The 16,436-nt window shown below is 74.2% G+C and carries 12 protein-coding genes and 3 tRNA genes; 6 read left to right on the top strand and 9 right to left on the bottom strand.

Annotated features, from left to right (window positions below; translation table 11 throughout):
* Positions 1 to 32: 32 nt before the first annotated feature.
* A complete protein-coding gene (dnaG, locus tag ABZ497_RS02640; protein ID WP_352289783.1) occupies positions 33 to 1,940 on the top strand; it encodes a DNA primase in 1,908 nt (635 codons plus the stop codon).
* Positions 1,941 to 2,120: 180 nt separating this feature from the next.
* Positions 2,121 to 3,287, top strand: a complete 1,167-nt coding sequence (locus tag ABZ497_RS02635; RefSeq protein WP_359802942.1) for a sigma-70 family RNA polymerase sigma factor — start codon at positions 2,121 to 2,123, stop codon at positions 3,285 to 3,287.
* On the opposite strand, the gene ABZ497_RS02630 is transcribed toward ABZ497_RS02635, so the two are convergent.
* The 4 genes from ABZ497_RS02630 to ABZ497_RS02615 form a co-directional block, all read right to left on the bottom strand.
* A complete protein-coding gene (locus tag ABZ497_RS02630; protein ID WP_359802940.1) occupies positions 3,284 to 4,342 on the bottom strand; it encodes a DUF2690 domain-containing protein in 1,059 nt (352 codons plus the stop codon). The genes ABZ497_RS02635 and ABZ497_RS02630 overlap by 4 nt on opposite strands.
* Positions 4,343 to 4,755: 413 nt before the next feature.
* On the bottom strand, positions 4,756 to 6,159 hold the full coding sequence (locus ABZ497_RS02625; RefSeq protein ID WP_359802938.1) for a glutamate decarboxylase: 1,404 nt from the start codon (positions 6,157 to 6,159) through the stop codon (positions 4,756 to 4,758).
* A 117-nt stretch (positions 6,160 to 6,276) separates the two neighbouring features.
* The gene (locus ABZ497_RS02620) at positions 6,277 to 7,710 is read right to left on the bottom strand and encodes an FGGY family carbohydrate kinase (protein WP_359802936.1); all 1,434 of its coding nucleotides are present in this window, start codon (positions 7,708 to 7,710) and stop codon (positions 6,277 to 6,279) included.
* 108 nt (positions 7,711 to 7,818) lie between these two features.
* Complete coding sequence (locus ABZ497_RS02615) at positions 7,819 to 8,142, bottom strand: hypothetical protein (RefSeq protein WP_329487516.1); 324 nt, start codon at positions 8,140 to 8,142, stop codon at positions 7,819 to 7,821.
* A gap of 218 nt (positions 8,143 to 8,360) precedes the next feature.
* On the opposite strand from ABZ497_RS02615, the gene ABZ497_RS02610 reads away from it, so the two are divergent.
* Both ABZ497_RS02610 and ABZ497_RS02605 read left to right on the top strand, forming a co-directional pair.
* Positions 8,361 to 8,433 (top strand) — tRNA-Asn (locus ABZ497_RS02610).
* Positions 8,434 to 8,494: 61 nt separating this feature from the next.
* Positions 8,495 to 8,567: transfer RNA gene (locus ABZ497_RS02605), tRNA-Asn, on the top strand.
* A gap of 124 nt (positions 8,568 to 8,691) precedes the next feature.
* Here the strand turns inward: ABZ497_RS02605 and ABZ497_RS02600 are convergent.
* Together ABZ497_RS02600 and ABZ497_RS02595 are read right to left on the bottom strand one after the other, a co-directional pair.
* A complete protein-coding gene (locus ABZ497_RS02600) occupies positions 8,692 to 9,435 on the bottom strand; it encodes a trypsin-like peptidase domain-containing protein (RefSeq protein WP_359802934.1) in 744 nt (247 codons plus the stop codon).
* Positions 9,436 to 9,538: 103 nt separating this feature from the next.
* Positions 9,539 to 10,384, bottom strand: coding sequence for a hypothetical protein (locus tag ABZ497_RS02595; RefSeq protein WP_359802933.1), 846 nt, complete (start codon positions 10,382 to 10,384; stop codon positions 9,539 to 9,541).
* Positions 10,385 to 10,576: 192 nt separating this feature from the next.
* Between ABZ497_RS02595 and ABZ497_RS02590 the strand changes: the two genes are divergently transcribed.
* A tRNA-Ile gene (locus ABZ497_RS02590) sits at positions 10,577 to 10,650 on the top strand.
* Between the two features lie 192 nt (positions 10,651 to 10,842).
* Here the strand turns inward: ABZ497_RS02590 and ABZ497_RS02585 are convergent.
* Positions 10,843 to 12,894, bottom strand: coding sequence for a hypothetical protein (locus tag ABZ497_RS02585; RefSeq protein WP_359802932.1), 2,052 nt, complete (start codon positions 12,892 to 12,894; stop codon positions 10,843 to 10,845).
* A gap of 241 nt (positions 12,895 to 13,135) precedes the next feature.
* On the opposite strand from ABZ497_RS02585, the gene ABZ497_RS02580 reads away from it, so the two are divergent.
* The gene (locus ABZ497_RS02580) at positions 13,136 to 14,071 is read left to right on the top strand and encodes a pyridoxal-phosphate dependent enzyme (protein WP_359802931.1); all 936 of its coding nucleotides are present in this window, start codon (positions 13,136 to 13,138) and stop codon (positions 14,069 to 14,071) included.
* A 114-nt stretch (positions 14,072 to 14,185) separates the two neighbouring features.
* Here the strand turns inward: ABZ497_RS02580 and ABZ497_RS02575 are convergent, their stop codons facing one another.
* Both ABZ497_RS02575 and ABZ497_RS02570 read right to left on the bottom strand, forming a co-directional pair.
* On the bottom strand, positions 14,186 to 15,733 hold the full coding sequence (locus tag ABZ497_RS02575) for an LCP family protein (protein ID WP_359802929.1): 1,548 nt from the start codon (positions 15,731 to 15,733) through the stop codon (positions 14,186 to 14,188).
* Between the two features lie 171 nt (positions 15,734 to 15,904).
* A complete protein-coding gene (locus ABZ497_RS02570; protein WP_329487507.1) occupies positions 15,905 to 16,369 on the bottom strand; it encodes a MarR family transcriptional regulator in 465 nt (154 codons plus the stop codon).
* Between the last annotated feature and the right edge of the window lie 67 nt (positions 16,370 to 16,436).

The raw sequence follows: 16,436 nt of genomic DNA, 5'->3' as shown, positions 1-16,436 counted from the left end.
GGTAACCCGCGCCGCCCCAGTAGACTTCCGGGGTGGCCGGGCGGATCAGGGACGAAGACGTACAGGCGGTGCGGAGCGCACTGCCGATCGACGTGGTGGTCGGCGACTACGTACAGCTCACCAACGGTGGCGGTGGCGAGTACAAGGGCGTCTGCCCGTTCCACGACGAGAAGTCCGCCTCCTTCTACGTGAACCCCGCCAAGGGCGTCTTCCACTGCTTCGGCTGCCAGGAGAACGGCGACACCATCGCCTTCCTGATGAAGATCGAGCACTTCACCTTCGCCGAGGCCGTCGAGCGGATGGCCGCCCAGGCCAACATCACGCTCCGCTACGAGGAGGGTGGCTACAGCCCCCGCCACCAGCAGGGCGAGCGCACCCGGCTGGTCGAGGCGCACAAGGTGGCCGCCGCCTGGTTCCGGGAGCAGCTCGGCTCGCCGGAGGCCGAGATCGGGCGGCGCTTCCTCGCCGAGCGCGGTTTCGACGAGGCGGCGGCGGCGACCTTCGGCGTCGGCTATGCCCCGGCCGGCTGGGAGAACCTGGTCCGCTACCTGCGCGGCAAGGGCTTCAGCGACAAGGAGATCCTGCTCGGCGGCCTGGCCTCGCAGGGCCAGCGCGGCGGCCTGATCGACCGCTTCCGGGGCCGGCTGGTCTGGCCGATCCGCGACATCGCCGGTGAGACGGTCGGCTTCGGCGCCCGCCGGCTGCGCGAGGACGACAACGGCCCGAAGTACCTCAACACGCCCGAGACGCCGATCTACAAGAAGTCCCACGTGCTGTACGGCATCGACCTGGCGAAGAAGGAGATCGCCAAGTCGGGCCGGGCGGTGGTGGTCGAGGGCTACACCGACGTGATGGCCTGCCACCTGGCCGGGGTCACCACGGCGGTGGCCACCTGCGGCACCGCCTTCGCCGAGGACCACATCAAGATCATCCGCCGGCTGCTGATGGACACCTCCCAGTACCGCGGCGAGACGGTCTTCACCTTCGACGGCGACGCGGCCGGCCAGAAGGCCGCCCTGCGGGCCTTCGAGGACGACCAGAAGTTCGCCGCCAAGACCTCCATCGCGGTCAGCCCCGGCGGCATGGACCCGTGCGACCTGCGCCTGGCCAAGGGCGACGAGGCGGTCCGGGAGCTGATCGACAACCCCGTCCCGCTGTTCGAGTTCGCGCTGCGCTCGGCCGTCGCCCGGCACCGGGTGGAGAACCCGGAGGGCCGCTCGGCGGCCCTGGAGGAGGCCGCGCCGATCGTCGCCAAGATCAAGGACCGCTCGATCCAGCACGAGTACGCCGTCCGGCTGGCCGGCATGCTCGGCATCCTGGACGAGCAGTTCGTGGTCCGCCGGATCTCCCAGCTGGCCCGCTGGGAGCGCGAGCGCCAGCAGAACCCGCGCGCCAACGGCCAGCAGCGCCGCCCCGAGCAGGCCCAGCCGGTCCGCTCCGCCCCGCCGGCCTTCCGGCTCAACCCGCGGGACCCGGCCCAGTTCGTCGAGCGCGAGCTGCTCAAGCTGGCCCTGCAGCACCCGGACCTGGTCAGCCCGGCCTTCGACCACTACGGCGAGGACGAGTTCCCCACGCCGCCGTACACCGCCGTGCGCCGCGCCATCGGCCAGGCCGGCGGCGCCGCGTACGGGGCCACCCTGGCCGACTTCACCAGCACGGTCCGCGAGGCGGCCCCGGACGACCGGGTCCGTTCGCTGGTCACCGAGCTGATCGTCGAACCGGTGCGCTCGCGCCGCAAGGTGGACGCGATCTACGCCGGGGAGTTCCTGGTCAAGCTGCGGCTGCTGGCGGTCGACCGCCGCGTCGAGGAGGTCCGCGGGCACCTCCAGCGGCTCGGCACCCGGGCCTCCGCCGAGGAACTGCACGCGGTGCAGACCGAGCTGTGGCAGCTCCAGCAGTACGGGCAGAGCCTGCGCAGCCGGGGCGCCGCCGCGCTCTGACGCCGGGTCCGGTCCGGCGCCGGCGCGGGCGCCTCCCGGAGGAGCGGCCCTCGCGGCCCGCCGGAGAAAGTCCGCGCACGAGTCTCGGCCACGAAGCGTGGCGTACCGCACACTGGAGGGCGTCCCACCTCCGTCCAGCGCGCGGGTCCGCCAGAGTCGCGCCCGCCCCGAGGGATGCCCGTGGACCAAGGCCTAGCCGCGACCCCCCGCCCGACCACCGATCCGCTCGCCCCCCACGACGACGACCACGGCCGGGCCGGCCCGCCGCCCGCCGACGGTGCCCGGGTGCCCGTGCAGGGCCGCCCGGAGGGCCACCCCGGGGCCGCCGACCCCGATCCCGATCCCGTGCCCGCCGCCGGTCGGGCGGCGGAGCCGGGGTCCGAGGCCGAGCCGGACCTCGACGCCGAGCCCGACCCCGGCCCGGCGGGCGCCACCGGCCCGGCGGCGGACCTCTTCCGCCAGTACCTGCGCGAGATCGGCCGGATCCGGCTGCTGAACGCCGCCGAGGAGGTGGAGCTGGCCCGCCGGATCGAGGCCGGCCTGTTCGCGGAGGAGCGGCTCAACCGCGAGCCGCCGCCGCCCGACCCGCTGGCCGGGGAGCTGGACACCCTGGTGGTGACCGGGCGGATCGCCAAACGGCGGCTGATCGAGGCCAACCTGCGTCTGGTGGTCTCGGTCGCCAAGCGGTACATCGGCCGCGGCCTCACCATGCTGGACCTGGTCCAGGAGGGCAACCTCGGCCTGATCCGGGCGGTGGAGAAGTTCGACTACGCCCGCGGGTACAAGTTCTCGACCTACGCGACCTGGTGGATCCGCCAGGCGATGAGCCGGGCGCTGGCCGACCAGGCGCGGACGATCCGGGTGCCGGTGCACGTGGTCGAGCTGATCAACCGGGTCATCCGGGTGCAGCGCGCGCTGCTCCAGGAGAGCGGGACCGAGCCGGGCCCGGCCGAGATCGCCGTCGCCCTGGAGCTGACCGAGGCCCGGGTGCGCGAGCTGCTCCGGCTGGCCCAGGAGCCGATCTCGCTGCACACCCCGGTCGGCGAGGAGGACGACGTCGCGCTCGGCGACCTGATCGAGGACGCGGACGCGGCCTCACCGGCCGAGTCCGCCACCTTCCTGCTGCTGCGCCAGCACCTGGAGGCGGTACTGGCCACGCTGGGGGACCGCGAGCGCCAGGTCGTCCAGCTCCGCTACGGCCTGGACGACGGCCGCCCGCGGACCCTGGAGGAGATCGGCGTGCTGTTCGGCGTGACCAGGGAGCGGATCCGCCAGATCGAGTCCAAGACCCTGGTCAAGCTCCGGGAGCACGCCTTCGCCGAGCAGCTCCGCGGCTACCTCGACTAGGAGCTGGGCACCGGGGCGGCGGGGGTGGCCGGCGGCGAGGCCGGGCCGATCGGGATCGGGGTCGAGGCGATCATCTCGGCCAGCCCCGAGACGCCCGCCGTGCAGGCGTCCCCGGCCGGCTGGTGGCCGCAGACCCGGAAGGTGGCGTTCGGGTCCGCCGCGTTCACCATCGCCGAGTAGTTGTCGTACCCCCAGTGGATCAGCGCCGTCTCGGTCTCGCCGCCGCTGCTGGTGATGGTCGCCCAGTCGTCCGGCGCGCCCTCGGTGATGGCGGCCCAGGCGGCCTGGCAGCGCTGGCTGTAGCGGAGGTAGATCACCACCTTGCCGATGTTGCCGGTCAGCAGGGTGCGGGCGTCGGCGCCGCAGCCGGTCGCCTTGGGATCCTTGTGCGAGCAGCCCATCGCCTGGCAGGACGACTCGGTCGGGGCGGTCCGCGCGGTCGGGGTGGCCGTGGCCGTCCCGGCCCCGGTGACCTGTGCGACGGCGGCCGGTTCGGCGCCGTCGCCGCGGGTGTAGTGGACCCCGGCCAGCACCATCAGGGCGGCCACCGCGGCCGCGCAGCCGACCAGGGCGACCGGCCGCCGCCACCAGCGGACGGACGGCGCCTGGTCCGGCCGGTCCTCGACCACCGGTTCGGCGCCGTCGGGCTCCGCGGGTTCCGGCTCCGGCTCCGGCTCCGGGTCCGCCCCGGCCCCTTCCACCGCCGGCTCCTGGACCGCCGGGCCGTCCGGGTCCGGGTACGCCTGCGCCTCCGTGTCCGCCGGCACGCCGTCGGTGCCGGCCGCGTCCCGCGCACCCGCCGCGGTCTGCTCCCAGAGCGCCCGCAGCGCGGGGCCGTCGCACTCGACCGCCCTGATCAGGGCGTCGAGCGCCTGCTCGGTGATGACCCGCTTGCCGTTCAGCCAGCGTTCCCAGGAGGCCCGGCTGTAGTGGGTCCGGGAGGCGAGCTCGGAGAGCGAGAACCCGGTGGCGTCCTTGACCGCACGGAGCTCCTCCGTCAGGCGCCTCGCGGGCACGGAGAGGTCGTCCGGCAGTTGCTTCCAGGCGGAGCCCATTCGGTCAGTCCCAACATCGGAGGCGGGCGGCGGAGGCGCCGGAAGGGCCTGAAGGGGCTCCGGCCCGGGCCGTGGGGGCCGCTCCCGTGTCTCCAACCTCATCGGCATGTTGTCCCAAACACCAGGTCCTGGCCCTGAGACGGACGGAAGTGTCTCACAACCCCGGCTGACGCTCGAACAGGTGCCTGGTCGTCATGCAGAGTTCTCTCACCGGTGCGTTTCGCGGTCCGGATGTTTCGTCCGGACCCTGCTTTCCAGGCCGGTCCCCGACGTCCCGATCCCCCACCGGACATGGCAGCCTCGCGGGGGGAGGCTGCCCCGTCCGAGGGACGTACGGCGGGGGAGGGCGCTTCTGTGCGCCCTCCCCCGCCGTGATCACGGGCCCGCCGGCGCCCGCCTCGGCCGAGCCGGTGTCAGTGGTGGAAGGCCGTCCTGGGCGGCACCCCGTACTCCTTGAGCGGGCGGGGCTGGCTCCGCAGCTCCGGCAGCAGCCGGTCGAGGTCGGCGAGCAGCAGGTCGGCCAGGTCCCGGGAGAAGCCGTTGCGGCAGACCACCCGGAGCACCGAGAGGTCCTCCCGGTCGGCGGGGAAGGTGTACGCCGGTACCTGCCAGCCGCGCTCGCGCAGTCTCCGCGAGACGTCGAACACGTCGAAGCTCACCTCCTCGGAGGTGGTGAAGGCGAAGACCGGCAGTTCGTCGCCCCGGGTCAGCAGCCGGAAGTCGCCGAGCGCCTCGATCTGCCCGGCGAGGTAGACCGCGACCTCCCGGCAGGCCCCCTGGACGGCCGTGAAGCCGCTGCGGCCCAGCCGCAGGAAGGTGTAGTACTGCGCGATCACCTCCGCGCCGGGGCGGGAGAAGTTCAGCGCGAAGGTCGGCATCTCCCCGCCGAGGTAGTTGACCCGGAACACCAGCTCCTCGGGCAGCGAGTCGTGGTCCCGCCAGAGCGCCCAGCCGACCCCGGGGTAGACCAGGCCGTACTTGTGGCCGGAGGTGTTGATCGAGGCGACCCGCGGCAGCCGGAAGTCCCAGACCAGCTCGGGGTCCAGGAAGGGCGCGACCATGGCGCCGGAGGCGCCGTCCACGTGGACCGGGATGTCCAGCCCGGTGCGCTGCTGCAGCGCGTCGAGGGCGGCGCTGAGCTCCGCCACCGGCTCGTAGGAGCCGTCGAAGGTCGAGCCGAGCACGGCCACCACCCCGATGGTGTCCTCGTCGCAGAGCGCCAGCGCCTCCTCCGTGCCGAGGTGGAAGCGCTCGCCGGCCATCGGCACGAGGCGGGCCTCGACCTCCCAGAAGGTGCAGAACTTCTCCCAGCAGACCTGGACGTTGACGCCCATCACCAGGTTCGGGCGGGCGCCGGCCGCGTACCGGTCGGCGTTGCGCTTCATCCAGCGCCGCTTGAGGGCGAGGCCGGCCAGCATGCAGGCCTCGCTGGAGCCGGTGGTGGAGCAGCCGACCGCGGTGCTCGGGTCGGGCGCGTGCCAGAGGTCGGCGAGGATCGCCACGCAGCGCCGCTCCAGCTCGGCGGTCTGCGGGTACTCGTCCTTGTCGATCATGTTCTTGTCGAGGCACTCGGTCATCAGCCGGGTGGCCTGGACCTCCATCGACGTGGTGACGAAGGTCGCCAGGTTGAGCTTGGCGTTCCCGTCCAGCATCAGCTCGTCGTGGATCAGCTGGTACGCCGTGTCGGCTGCCACCGGGCCGTCGGAGAGGCGGTGCAGCGGCGGGGCCAGCTCCATCGCGCTCAGCGGATCGGCGGAGCCGACGAACGGATTGACGGACAGCCGGCGGTCGTCGCCGGTCCCCTTGTGCAGCGCCATGTGGTCCTGTCGCCCTTCGCTCCGGTGACCGCGTCGCTCCTCACGCTGCCACCGGCCACCGGAAGGCGCATCTCCACGGCGGCGCGGCACGCCGGCTCCCGGGGGCCGCCGGGCGGATCAGGCGGCCGTCTCCGGGTGGATCTGCTCGCGGGCGGCGCGGTACTGCTGACGGACCGCCGAGCCGACCGGCAGGTCCTGCTCGGCGTCCGGCGTGACGGTGACGGCCTCCGGAAGCTCCCAGCGCGGCGGTTCGGGGGTGCCGGCCAGCGCCCAGGCGGCCTGCCGGGCCGCGCCGCGCGCCGCGTGGGCGCCCGGCGGCGGCACCACGACCGGGATGCCGAACAGCTGCGGGGCGATCTGTCGCACGGCCGGCAGCCGCCCGGTGGCGCCCAGCAGGAAGACCCGCTTCACCCCGACGCCCTGGGCGCGCAGCACGTCCAGCGCGTCCGCGATGTTGCAGAGCATGCCCTCGACGGCGGCCCGGGCCAGGTGCTCGGGGGTCATCGACTCGGCCCGGAGCCCGGTCAGGGTGCCGGCCGCGTGGGGCAGCGCGGGCGTCCGCTCGCCGTCCAGGTAGGGCAGCAGCACCAGGCCGTACGCCCCGGGGGAGGAGCGCAGGGCCAGGTCGCTGAGGCCGTCCAGGTCGCAGCCGAGCATCGCCGCCGTGGAGCGGAGCACCTGGGCGGCGTTCAGGGTGGCGACCATCGGCAGGTGGCGGCCGGTGGCGTCGGCGAAGGAGGAGACCAGCCCGGTGGCGTCCACCACGGCCTGCTCGTTCACCGCGAAGATCGTCCCGGAGCTGCCCAGCGAGACCACCGCGTCGCCGGGCCGCAGGCCCAGCCCGAGCGCGGCGGCCATGTTGTCGCCGGTGCCGGCCGAGATCAGCAGGCCCTCGGGGGTGTGCCCGGCGGGTTCGGCGGGGCCGAGCACGTCGGGCAGCCTCAGCTCGTGGCCGAGCGCGAGCTCCACCAGGTCCTGCCGGTACTCACCGGTGATCGGCGACCAGTAGCCGGTGCCGGAGGCGTCGCCCCGGTCGGTGGTGCGCCGCTTGGGGTGGCCGAGCAGTTGCCAGACCAGCCAGTCGTGCGGCAGCAGCACCTCGGCCACCCGGCGGGCGTTGGCCGGTTCGAACTCGGCCAGCCAGCGCAGCTTGGCGATGGTGTACATCGGGCCGGGGACGGCCCCGATCGCCGCTGTCCAGGCCGCTGGGCCGCCGAGCGCGTCCAGCAGCGCGGCGGCGGCGCCGCTGGAGCGCGGGTCGTTCCAGAGGATCGCGGGGCGGACCAGGACGCCGCCCGCGTCCAGGCCGATCATGCCGTGCTGCTGCGCGCTGACGCCGATCGCCCGGACGCCCTCCAGCAGACCACCGGCGGCGGCGTCCCCCAGCGAGTGCAGCCAGACCTGCGGGTCGGCCTCGCCGGCCCGCAGGTCGGCCGCCTGCGGCACGGGGTGCGGCGCCTTGCCGGACCGCAGCACCGCGCCGGTCTCGCTGTCGCACGCGACGATCCGGGTGCGACCGGTCGAGCTGTCTATCCCCGCGACGATGGCCATGTCGAGATCATGCCTCAGCGCACGTCCGGACGCTGCCAGGCCCGGTAAGTGTTGCTCGTTCGGTACCGCTCCGGAGCCGTCCCGGCCGCCCCGCCCGTCACCGCCCGGTCACGGGCGGAAGGTACCCCAGCTGTCGTCCTCGACCCGGGTGCGGTTGAAGTACGACACCCGGTCGGTGACGGCGTTCGGCAGCTTGTCGCCGACCTTGTCGGCGACGGCACCCGCCGCCTTCCCGGCCACCGCGCCGGCCTGCTGCTTGGCCTTGTCGGCCGCGCCCTGCACCTTGGGGTTGCGGGCCACCTGCCGGGTGGCCTTGGCGATCTGTTCGTACCGCTGGCGCCCGGCCCGCGAGCCCAGGATGTAGCCCGCCGCGAGTCCCACGGTCAACGACAGCTTCCACATGATCGGATTCCACCCTCTCCTGGCGGCCATTGCCGCAATGCTCTACCCGTTCAGCGGGGCGGCGAACCGTCCGCGCTCCTCAGCATCCCCGGGTGCCGCGCCGGGCGCGCGCGGGGCACGCCGGGCAGGGGGTCCGCCGGGGCGGCCGGGGAAAGCGATTGGCGGACCACCCCCCCGAGTGCGCTAATGTATGTCCCGCAGCGAGCGCCGAGGAGCCCGGGGAACCGGGGGCCGAAGCGGAAGCTCGATCCCCCATAGCTCAATTGGCAGAGCAGCCGACTGTTAATCGGCAGGTTATTGGTTCGAGTCCAATTGGGGGAGCTCAGGTGGCGGGCCTTCGGGTCGGCCGTCCTGGCCGTGGTGCGACTGTGGTCCACCGCGATCCCGCATAGCTCAATTGGCAGAGCAGCCGGCTGTTAACCGGCAGGTTTTTGGTTCGAGTCCAAATGCGGGAGCTTCACCGGGCCCGCCCGGTGAGTGCTCAGAGCGAAGGCCCCCCGGTCACCGGGGGGCCTTCGTGTTTCCGCGACCCGACCTGACCCGACCGGGCCGGATCGGGCCGGATCGGGGCAGTCGGGGTCAGGCGGTGGCTTGCCGGTACAGCTCGGCGACCCGCTCGTCGAAGGTGACGCTGTACGAGGTGCCGGGCGTCTCGCCGCCCTCCTGGTAGCCGCCGATCACGCCGACCACCGCGCCGGTCGTGGTGACCCAGGGGCTCCCGCTGGTGCCGTCGGTGTAGCCGCCGCAGTCGAAGCGCTCCTGGGTCGGACTCTGTGAGCGGGTATGTGCCGAACAGGTGATCGGTTCATCGCTTCCATTGGGATAACCGGTCACCGAGACGGCGAGGCCGAAGCCCTGGCCGGTGCCGAGCGGGTTGCCGCCGACCGCGTCCTCGACGTCCCGCCCGCCCGCCGCCCGCAGGGTGACGAAGGCCACGTCGTACTCGGGGTCGTCGTCGGAGGCCCAACGCGGATCCACCGTGATCGACTCGACCGGCCAACTCCCGTACGGCGAGTACCCGTTGCGATAGCCGGGGGTGAACACCAGGCCGTCCAGCAGGCCGATCCGGCGGCTCTGCACGCAGTGCGCGGCGGTCACCAGCAGATTGCGCCCGGGGCTCTGCACCACGCTCGCCGTACAGGCCCGCGGGCCCTGCGGGGTCCGCACCGAGAGGGTGCCGATCCGGTCACCCACCGGGCTCCGCGGCGCCACCTCGGCGGTCGGCGCCCGGTCGCTCCCGCCGCAGGCGGCGCCGGCCAGCAGCAGGGCCGCCAGGGCGGCCGCCTGGGCCGCGCGCGCGGGCCGTACCGGGCGGGAGTCCATCGGGGCTCCGTCTCGTCCTCGGGGCGGGCCCTGCCGGTCCTGCGGTCCGCCGTTCGTGAGGAAGATCTACCAGGCCGGGCGCGGCGACGCCAGCCCGGCCCGGTCAGCCCGTGGCCCGGTCGTAGAGGGCCCGCACGCGGTCGCCGAAGTAGCAGCTGTACGAGGTGTCGGGGCTGTCGCCGCCCTCCTGGTAGCCGCCGATCACGCCGACCACGGTCCCGGTCCGGGTGTCCGGGTCGAAATCCGTCACCCAGGGGCTGCCGCTGGTGCCGCCGGTCCAGTCCGGGCAGTCGATCCGCAGCTGGGAGGGGCTCTGTTCGGAGGTGGTGTTGCTACAGGTGATCGGGACGTCGCTGGTGCCGGGGTAGCCGGTCACCTTCACCGGCAGCCGGTGGCCGCGGTCGATGCCCAGCCGGTTGGCGCCGAGCACCTGCTGCACCTGCCGGCCGCCCTGCGGCTGGACCACGGCGAAGGCGACGTCCACGTCCGGGTCGGCGCCGTCCTTCCAGGCCTGGTCGACGGTGACGGCCAGCAGGGGCCAGACGCCGCTCGGGGTCTCGCCGTCCCGGTAGCCGGGGACGAAGACCAGGTCGCCGCGCTGACCGAGCTTCGGGTCCCAGACGCAGTGCGCGGCGGTGACGATCAGGTTCAGCCCGGCGCTGTCGACCACGCTGGCGGTGCAGAAGTGGTCGCCGTCCGCGTTGCGCGTGAAAACGGCGCCGACCAGGCCGTTGAGCACGGTGGGCTTGGCGGTGCGGGTGACGCCGGTGTGCCGGGCGAGCGCGCCGCGCAGCCGCTCGCTGCTCCAGCCGTGGCTGTCCGCGGGGGCCGTGGCCGGGTGGGAGCTCACCGTCGGAATGGCGCCGCCGGGGCCCGCCGCCGTGGTGCAGCCCGCCGCCGCCAGGACCGCCAGCGCGGCGCCGGCCGCCGCCAGCTCACGTACCGTCATCCGCCCAGGCTCCCGGGGCCGCCACGGGCCCGCCAGCGGGGCTGCTCCGGCCGGGGAGGCGTGAGTGGCCGGGCGCACCCATGTGCGCCCCCGGCGCGCACCACGGGTGATCGACCGGCTATGCTGCCCGGGACGGCCTTCCGGGGCCGTCTGCTGCTGCCGTGACCGGGTCACCGGCGCGCGCGGCGAACCGGGGCGGTAGCTCAGCCGGTTAGAGCAGGGGACTCATAATCCCTTGGTCGTGGGTTCGAGTCCCACCCGCCCCACCTTTCGCCCGGACGACCGGGCTTGACCAGGTGTGGTCATCTGCACGAACTCTAGTGACCGGCGACGGCGGCGACTGTACCGACAGGCCGGGAATCACCCGAATAGGGCCGCTTCGAAGCCACGTTGACGCCCCCGGCGGCCCATGGGCGGCCGGGGGCGTTCCGCTGTCGGCCGTGGCGGCCCCTCCGCCGTCAGCCGAGCCGGGCCGGCTCCACGACCAGGTCGCCGTCGTTGTCCTTGCGGAGCACGGAGACGGCCAGCTCCGGGTGCTTGCCCCCGGCGGTCAGGACCCGGAGGTCGGCGAGCAGCTGGGAGGAGTCGTCGACGAAGAACCTCAGCGGCTCCGGGGAGGTGGCCGCGAAGTCCAGCACGTCCTGGGCGCTGCGGCGGTGCAGCGCCCACTCCCAGGCCCGCCAGGAGCGGCCCTGGTCACGGTTGAGCACGCCGAGCCAGAGGTTGTCCTCGGCCGATCCCCAGTCCTCCACCGTCTCGCCCCAGGCGCGGCTTCCGGCGAGGGAGACCGCCACCCGGCCGTCCCCGGCGCCGCTCGCCTCGATCACGGCGACCCGCTCGGCCACGCCGGGGCGGGCCGCCTCGCCGCGCAGCAGGTCCCGGCCGGCGCTGCCCGCCCAGCCGGTCCGCCCGCCGTCCGGCTGGGCGTTGCTGACGACGGTGAAGGTCAGGCAGCCCGCCACGGCCACCACGGCCGCGCCCGAGCGGAGCCGGGCGGCGCCCGTCCCGCCCGTCGTACCGGGGTGCTGCCCGGCCAGCGCCCGGCGGCCGAGCATCGGCAGCAGCGCGGCGGCGAAGCAGATCAGCCCGACCACCAGCAGCTGGTGGAGCATCTTCTCGTAGAAGTAGGACGTCACGCCGACGGTGGCCAGCTGGTACTCCATCACTCCGAAGCAGAGCAGCGAGACCGCGGTGAGCGAGAGCAGGGCCACCCGGCGCGGCCGGTTGGCGCGCGCGCCGCGCGTCAGCAGGGCGGCGAACGCGGCCACCACGAGCGGCAGCAGGAGGTGCCGGCTGACCGGGCCGATGCCGCCGGGCAGCGTCAGGACGTCCGCGGAGCCGGCCGACTGGTGGTTGACGTACGGCGGGAACAGCGCGAGCGCGCCGCCGAGCAGGGCGACCGGCAGCACGGTCGCCCAGTGCCGGAGCCAGCCGCGCCGGTTCACCACGGCCCAGGCGAGCACCGTGGCGGCGGCCGCCGGGAGCAGGAGGTAGTGGCCGAAGGAGACGCCGACCGTCAGCGCGGCCAGCACGGCGACCTGCTCGCGGGTGCGGTCGAGCGGGCGGATCGCCAGGCCGACCAGGAGCGCGAGCAGACCGAGGGCGAAGAGCTCGCTCAGGAAGCCGCGGCTGTGCAGACGGGGCAGCTCGGCGACGATCAGGTAGGCGGTGGCCGGGACGGCGAGCGCCAGCCCCCGCCAGCCGCGCAGCGCGGGCCCGGCGGCGCGGCGCACCGCCCACAGGACGGCTGCCGCCAGCGCGGCCGTGACCAGGGTGAAGAGTGTGACGAACAGCGACGCCTGGGCGAGCGGCGCCCCCCGCTCGGTGCCCCCGTGCAGGAAGCTGGTCACCACCGCCAGCGTCAGGTGGCTGCCCTGCGGGTAGGTGCCGAGGCCCAGCGTCACGGTGTCGAACGCCGCGTCCTGCTGCAGGGAGGCGAGACCGCCCAGGCGCAGGATGGTGTCGTAGAGGGCCGCGTGGCGGCCGAGGTCCTCGGCCTCCAGGACGGTACCGAGGCGGCCGACGGCGTCCCGCCGCAGCAGTGGGTAGAAGAGGAACACGGCGGCCGCCGCGGCGCCGAGGAGCACCGGGCGGTCGCGGACCGGGACGACGCGGCGCAGCCGGGCGCGCAGCGGCTGCGGGCCGGTGGGCGCTTCCGGAGGGCGGACCAGCCGGAGCGCGGCCAGCAGGACGGCGGTGGCCTCCGCCAGTGCCACCGGGTGCAGGCCCCAGGGCCAGTAGCCGGCCAGCAGGCCGAGCGCGCAGGTCCAGCCGATCAGCACGGCGCCGGAGATCATCAGCCGGTCGAAGGCGGAGGCCCGGGAGCGGATCAGCGTGGCGGCGGCGTACCAGAGCAGACCGAAGGTCACGAGGTCGGCCGAGGCCAGGTGGAGGACCGGCGGGAGCCCGAGGAGGGCGGCGGCGAACCAGAGCTGCCGGGAGTCCGGGCGGCGGCGGTCCCGCGGAACGCGGAACCGTCCACCCCCGGCGGAACCCTGTCCCGTCGTCACCGGATCCTCCACAGATCTGACGGGCGTCGCGATCGACATCTATCCCCCATGGACATGATGAAATGTTGAGAATATTGAGCAGTAAGTATGAATATCCGTGCCAGCACTAGTGTGAGCCATGGTGCGTGTGCTCAGCGCACCGGGGAGACCCGGGCGGGCGCCCCCCGCGCCCCGGCCGGACCGCTGTCCCGTCCGGCCCGCGGCCGCGGGGGCGTCGCCGTCGGCTCCGTATCCTGGCCCGATGCTCGAACCCGCACTGCTGCCGACCCCGCTGACGGACTGCACCGACGAGGCGTTGGCGCGGGCCGGGGTGGAGCTCCGGCTCAAGCGCGACGACCTGCTGCACCCCACGGTGCCGGGCAACAAGTGGCGCAAGCTCGCACCCAACCTGGCGGCCGCCGTGGAGCAGGGGCACACCCGGCTGCTGACCTTCGGCGGCGCCTACTCGACCCATCTGCGGGCGGTGGCGGTGGCGGCCGGCGCACTCGGGCTGGAGAGCGTCGGGCTGGTGCGGGGCGAGGAACTGGCGGGCGCCCCGCGCAACTGGTCGCTGCGGGCGGCCGAGGCGGCGGGCATGCGGCTGGAGTTCCTGCCGCGGTCGGTCTACCGGGAGGCGGCCGGCCGGTGGGCGGCCGACACCGGGGTCGAGGCCGCTCTGCGGCGGCGCTGGGGCCCGTGCCTGGTCCTGCCGGAGGGCGGCTCCAACGCCTTGGCGGCGATCGGCGCGGCGGCCGTCCCGGCGGAGCTGCCCGACCTCGGCGCACGGGACGTGGTCTGCTGCCCGGTCGGCACCGGCGGCACCCTCGCCGGGATCGCGGCCGGACTGCCGCCCGGCGCGCGGGCGCTCGGCGTGGCGGTGCTGCGCGGCGGCGCCGGCTACCTGGAGGGCGAGGTCGCCCGGCTGCACCGGGCCGCGTACGGCCGCGAGTTCGACAACTGGCGGATCGACCACGACCACCACGGCGGCGGCTACGGCAAGGTGCCGGCCGCGCTCGCCGCCTTCGCCGAGGACTTCGAGCGGCGCCACGGGATCGCGCTGGAGCACCGCTACGTCGCCAAACTGCTCGCCGCCCTGACGGAGCTGGCCGCCGCCGGTGCCTTCCCGGCCGGCACCCGGCTGACCGCGGTGGTCACCGGCCTGCCCGACCCGCAGCAGGGCCGGCCCTCGCCGACCTGACGGGCCCGGGACGCCCGCTGGTGCGACCACGCGTCCCCGGCCTTCCGGCGGGAGGTGTCGCCCTCGCACGGATCTCCTCCGCCCGCGCCGCGCGGACCCCGACGCCGCCGCTCCCTAGCCGAAGGTCAGGTTGGCGCAGGGGTCGGTGTCGGCCCCGCGGGCGTTCTCGGCGATGCCGGTGGGGACGCCGGTCGGGGTGCCGGTGGCGGCGGCGCCCGGTGCGGCCGTCCGGTCGGCCGCCGGCCCGGCCGGGGCACCGGGGGCACCCGCGACACCGGGGGTGCCGGGGACGGGCCCGGTGGCCGCGGTGGGGTGGTAGTCGCGGCCGAGCGTGATGACGATGCCCCCGGCGCCCGGCTCCTCGACGGACCGGGCCTGCGGGAAGACCAGCGCCAACTGGTCGGCGGCGGTCTTGAAGGCCGGGTCGTACGCGATCTCGGTGCGCAGCCGGCTGCCGCCGGTGGCGTCCAGGGTGATGTTCTGGAAGCCCTTGGCGCGGACCGCCTCGGCGCCCTTCCCGGCCAGCCCCGGGGCGCCGACCCCGTTGACCACGGTGATCGGTACGGCCGACTGCTCGGGCGAGAGCGCGGTGGGCGAGGCGTCCGGGGAGGGGGAGGGCGGGGCGGCGGCCGGGTCGGCCGCCTGGCCGGTGCTCTGCCCGTCCAGGGTGCGGTCCTCGCGCAGCAGCTTCCAGAGGGTGTCCACGTCGGGGTGGACCAGCGCGACCCGTTCGCCGGAGAAGCGCCAGGGGGTGGTGACGAAGGTGATGTCGGAGAGCTTGATGCCCTGCAGCGACTGGGCGAAGTCCACCAGCTTCATCGCGGTGCCCAGCCCCTCGTCCACGGTGAGCGAGCGGGTGGCGGCGTCGGCCAGCGGGAGCAGGGTCGGCAGCGAGAAGCCGAGCCCCTGGATCTTGCTGATCATCGCGGAGAGGAAGGCCTGCTGGCGCTTCATCCGCCCGATGTCGGAGTTGTCGCCGATGCCGTACCGCGCCCGCAGGTAGTCGACCGCGGGCTGCCCGGAGAGCTTCTGCAGCCCCTTCCTGAGCTTGATGTTGTGCGAGTTCACGTCGTTCGGGACGCAGACGTCCACGCCGTTGATCGCCTCGGTCATCGCGGCGACGCCCTTGAAGTCGACCACGATGGTGTGGTCCACCCGCAGGCCGGTGAGCGCCTCGACGGTGTTCTGCGTGCAGGCGGGGTTCCCCTGGGGGAACTCGCCTATGGTGAACGCCGAGTTGAACATCTGGTTGGTCCGGGGCTCGGTCCACCGGCCGCTGGGCAGCTTGCAGGCCGGGATGGTCACCAGCGCGTCGCGGGGGATCGAGACGCCGACGGCGTGCTTGTGGTCCGCGTAGACGTGCAGCAGGATCGCGGTGTCCGAGTGGCCGACGCCCTCCTCGCCGCCGCCGAGGTCGGCGTTGCCGTCAGTGCGGGTGTCCGAGCCGAGCACCAGGACGTTGACCGGGACGGACGCGCCCGGGGTGACCGGGACGGGGGCCGGCGGCCGCTCGGTCGCGACGCCGCCCGCGTCGAAGGTGGTGATGTTGCTGTCCAGCCGGTGGTAGAACCACGCCCCGGCCCCCGCCACCGACAGCACGAGAACGGCGGCGAGGCCCACGGCGGTCTTCACGATGCGCCGCCGGCGCGAGCTGCTGCTCATCCCCCGGGCCCCCCGTCTCCTGATGTCGTCCCCGCACGCACCGGCCCATGGGCAGGCCCGTGCGAATCTCGAACGTTAGACGTTTCGGGGGAGGGTTCGGTTACAGCCGACGGGCGGCCAATTCGGCCGGATCGGCCCCGGGGCCTGTGATGCTTCTCACCCGGCCGCTTCTCACGCGCCGGGGCCGGAGGCTCCCGCCAGCATCCGGCGGAGCAGGTCGCGCAGCGCCGTCCGCTCGTCCGGGCCGAGCGCGGCCAGCGGTTCGCGGGCGAAGTTCAGCGACTCGCGCAGCTCCTCGGACGCGGCGGAGCCGGTCTCGGTGGCGGCGACGAGCTTGACCCGGCGGTCCTGCCGGTCGGCCTCCCTGGTCACGAAGCCGCGCGACTCCAGGCGGTCGACGATGCCGGTGATGTTGGAGGGCTCGCAGCTGAGCGTCTGGGCGATGTGGCGCATCGGCATCGGTCCGCGCCGCAGCAGGGCGAGGACCTTGGCCTGGGCGCCGGTGAGCGAGCGGGCGGCGGCGGCCTCCTCGTACTCGCGGTGGAAGAGCGCGACCAGATTGGCCATCAGGTCGACGACCTCACGGGTGATCTCGTCGGGCTGCGGCGTGGCGGCCCCGGTCGGCTGGGTGTCCATGGGTGACAGTCTACCTGAACAGTTGACAACCTGAACCTTTCATGTCCATCGTTACTTCAGTCGCTCA

The sequence above is a fragment of the Kitasatospora sp. NPDC005751 genome, from assembly GCF_040630835.1.
Classification (GTDB): Bacteria; Actinomycetota; Actinomycetes; order Streptomycetales; family Streptomycetaceae; genus Kitasatospora.
The sequence above is the reverse complement of the archived record's forward strand: the minus strand, read 5'-3'. Positions and strand labels throughout refer to the sequence as shown.

Bases quoted from the DNA above. Each gene is read 5' to 3' on its own strand.
- ABZ497_RS02595 (WP_359802933.1), bottom strand. From the start codon at position 10,384: ATGACGGTACGTGAGCTGGCGGCGGCCGGCGCCGCGCTGGCGGTCCTG.
- ABZ497_RS02580 (WP_359802931.1), top strand. From the start codon at position 13,136: ATGCTCGAACCCGCACTGCTGCCGACCCCGCTGACGGACTGCACCGAC.
- ABZ497_RS02570 (WP_329487507.1), bottom strand. From the start codon at position 16,369: ATGGACACCCAGCCGACCGGGGCCGCCACGCCGCAGCCCGACGAGATC.
- ABZ497_RS02625 (WP_359802938.1), bottom strand. From the start codon at position 6,159: ATGGCGCTGCACAAGGGGACCGGCGACGACCGCCGGCTGTCCGTCAAT.
- ABZ497_RS02630 (WP_359802940.1), bottom strand. From the start codon at position 4,342: ATGGGCTCCGCCTGGAAGCAACTGCCGGACGACCTCTCCGTGCCCGCG.
- ABZ497_RS02575 (WP_359802929.1), bottom strand. From the start codon at position 15,733: ATGAGCAGCAGCTCGCGCCGGCGGCGCATCGTGAAGACCGCCGTGGGC.
- ABZ497_RS02615 (WP_329487516.1), bottom strand. From the start codon at position 8,142: ATGGCCGCCAGGAGAGGGTGGAATCCGATCATGTGGAAGCTGTCGTTG.
- ABZ497_RS02620 (WP_359802936.1), bottom strand. From the start codon at position 7,710: ATGGCCATCGTCGCGGGGATAGACAGCTCGACCGGTCGCACCCGGATC.
- ABZ497_RS02600 (WP_359802934.1), bottom strand. From the start codon at position 9,435: ATGGACTCCCGCCCGGTACGGCCCGCGCGCGCGGCCCAGGCGGCCGCC.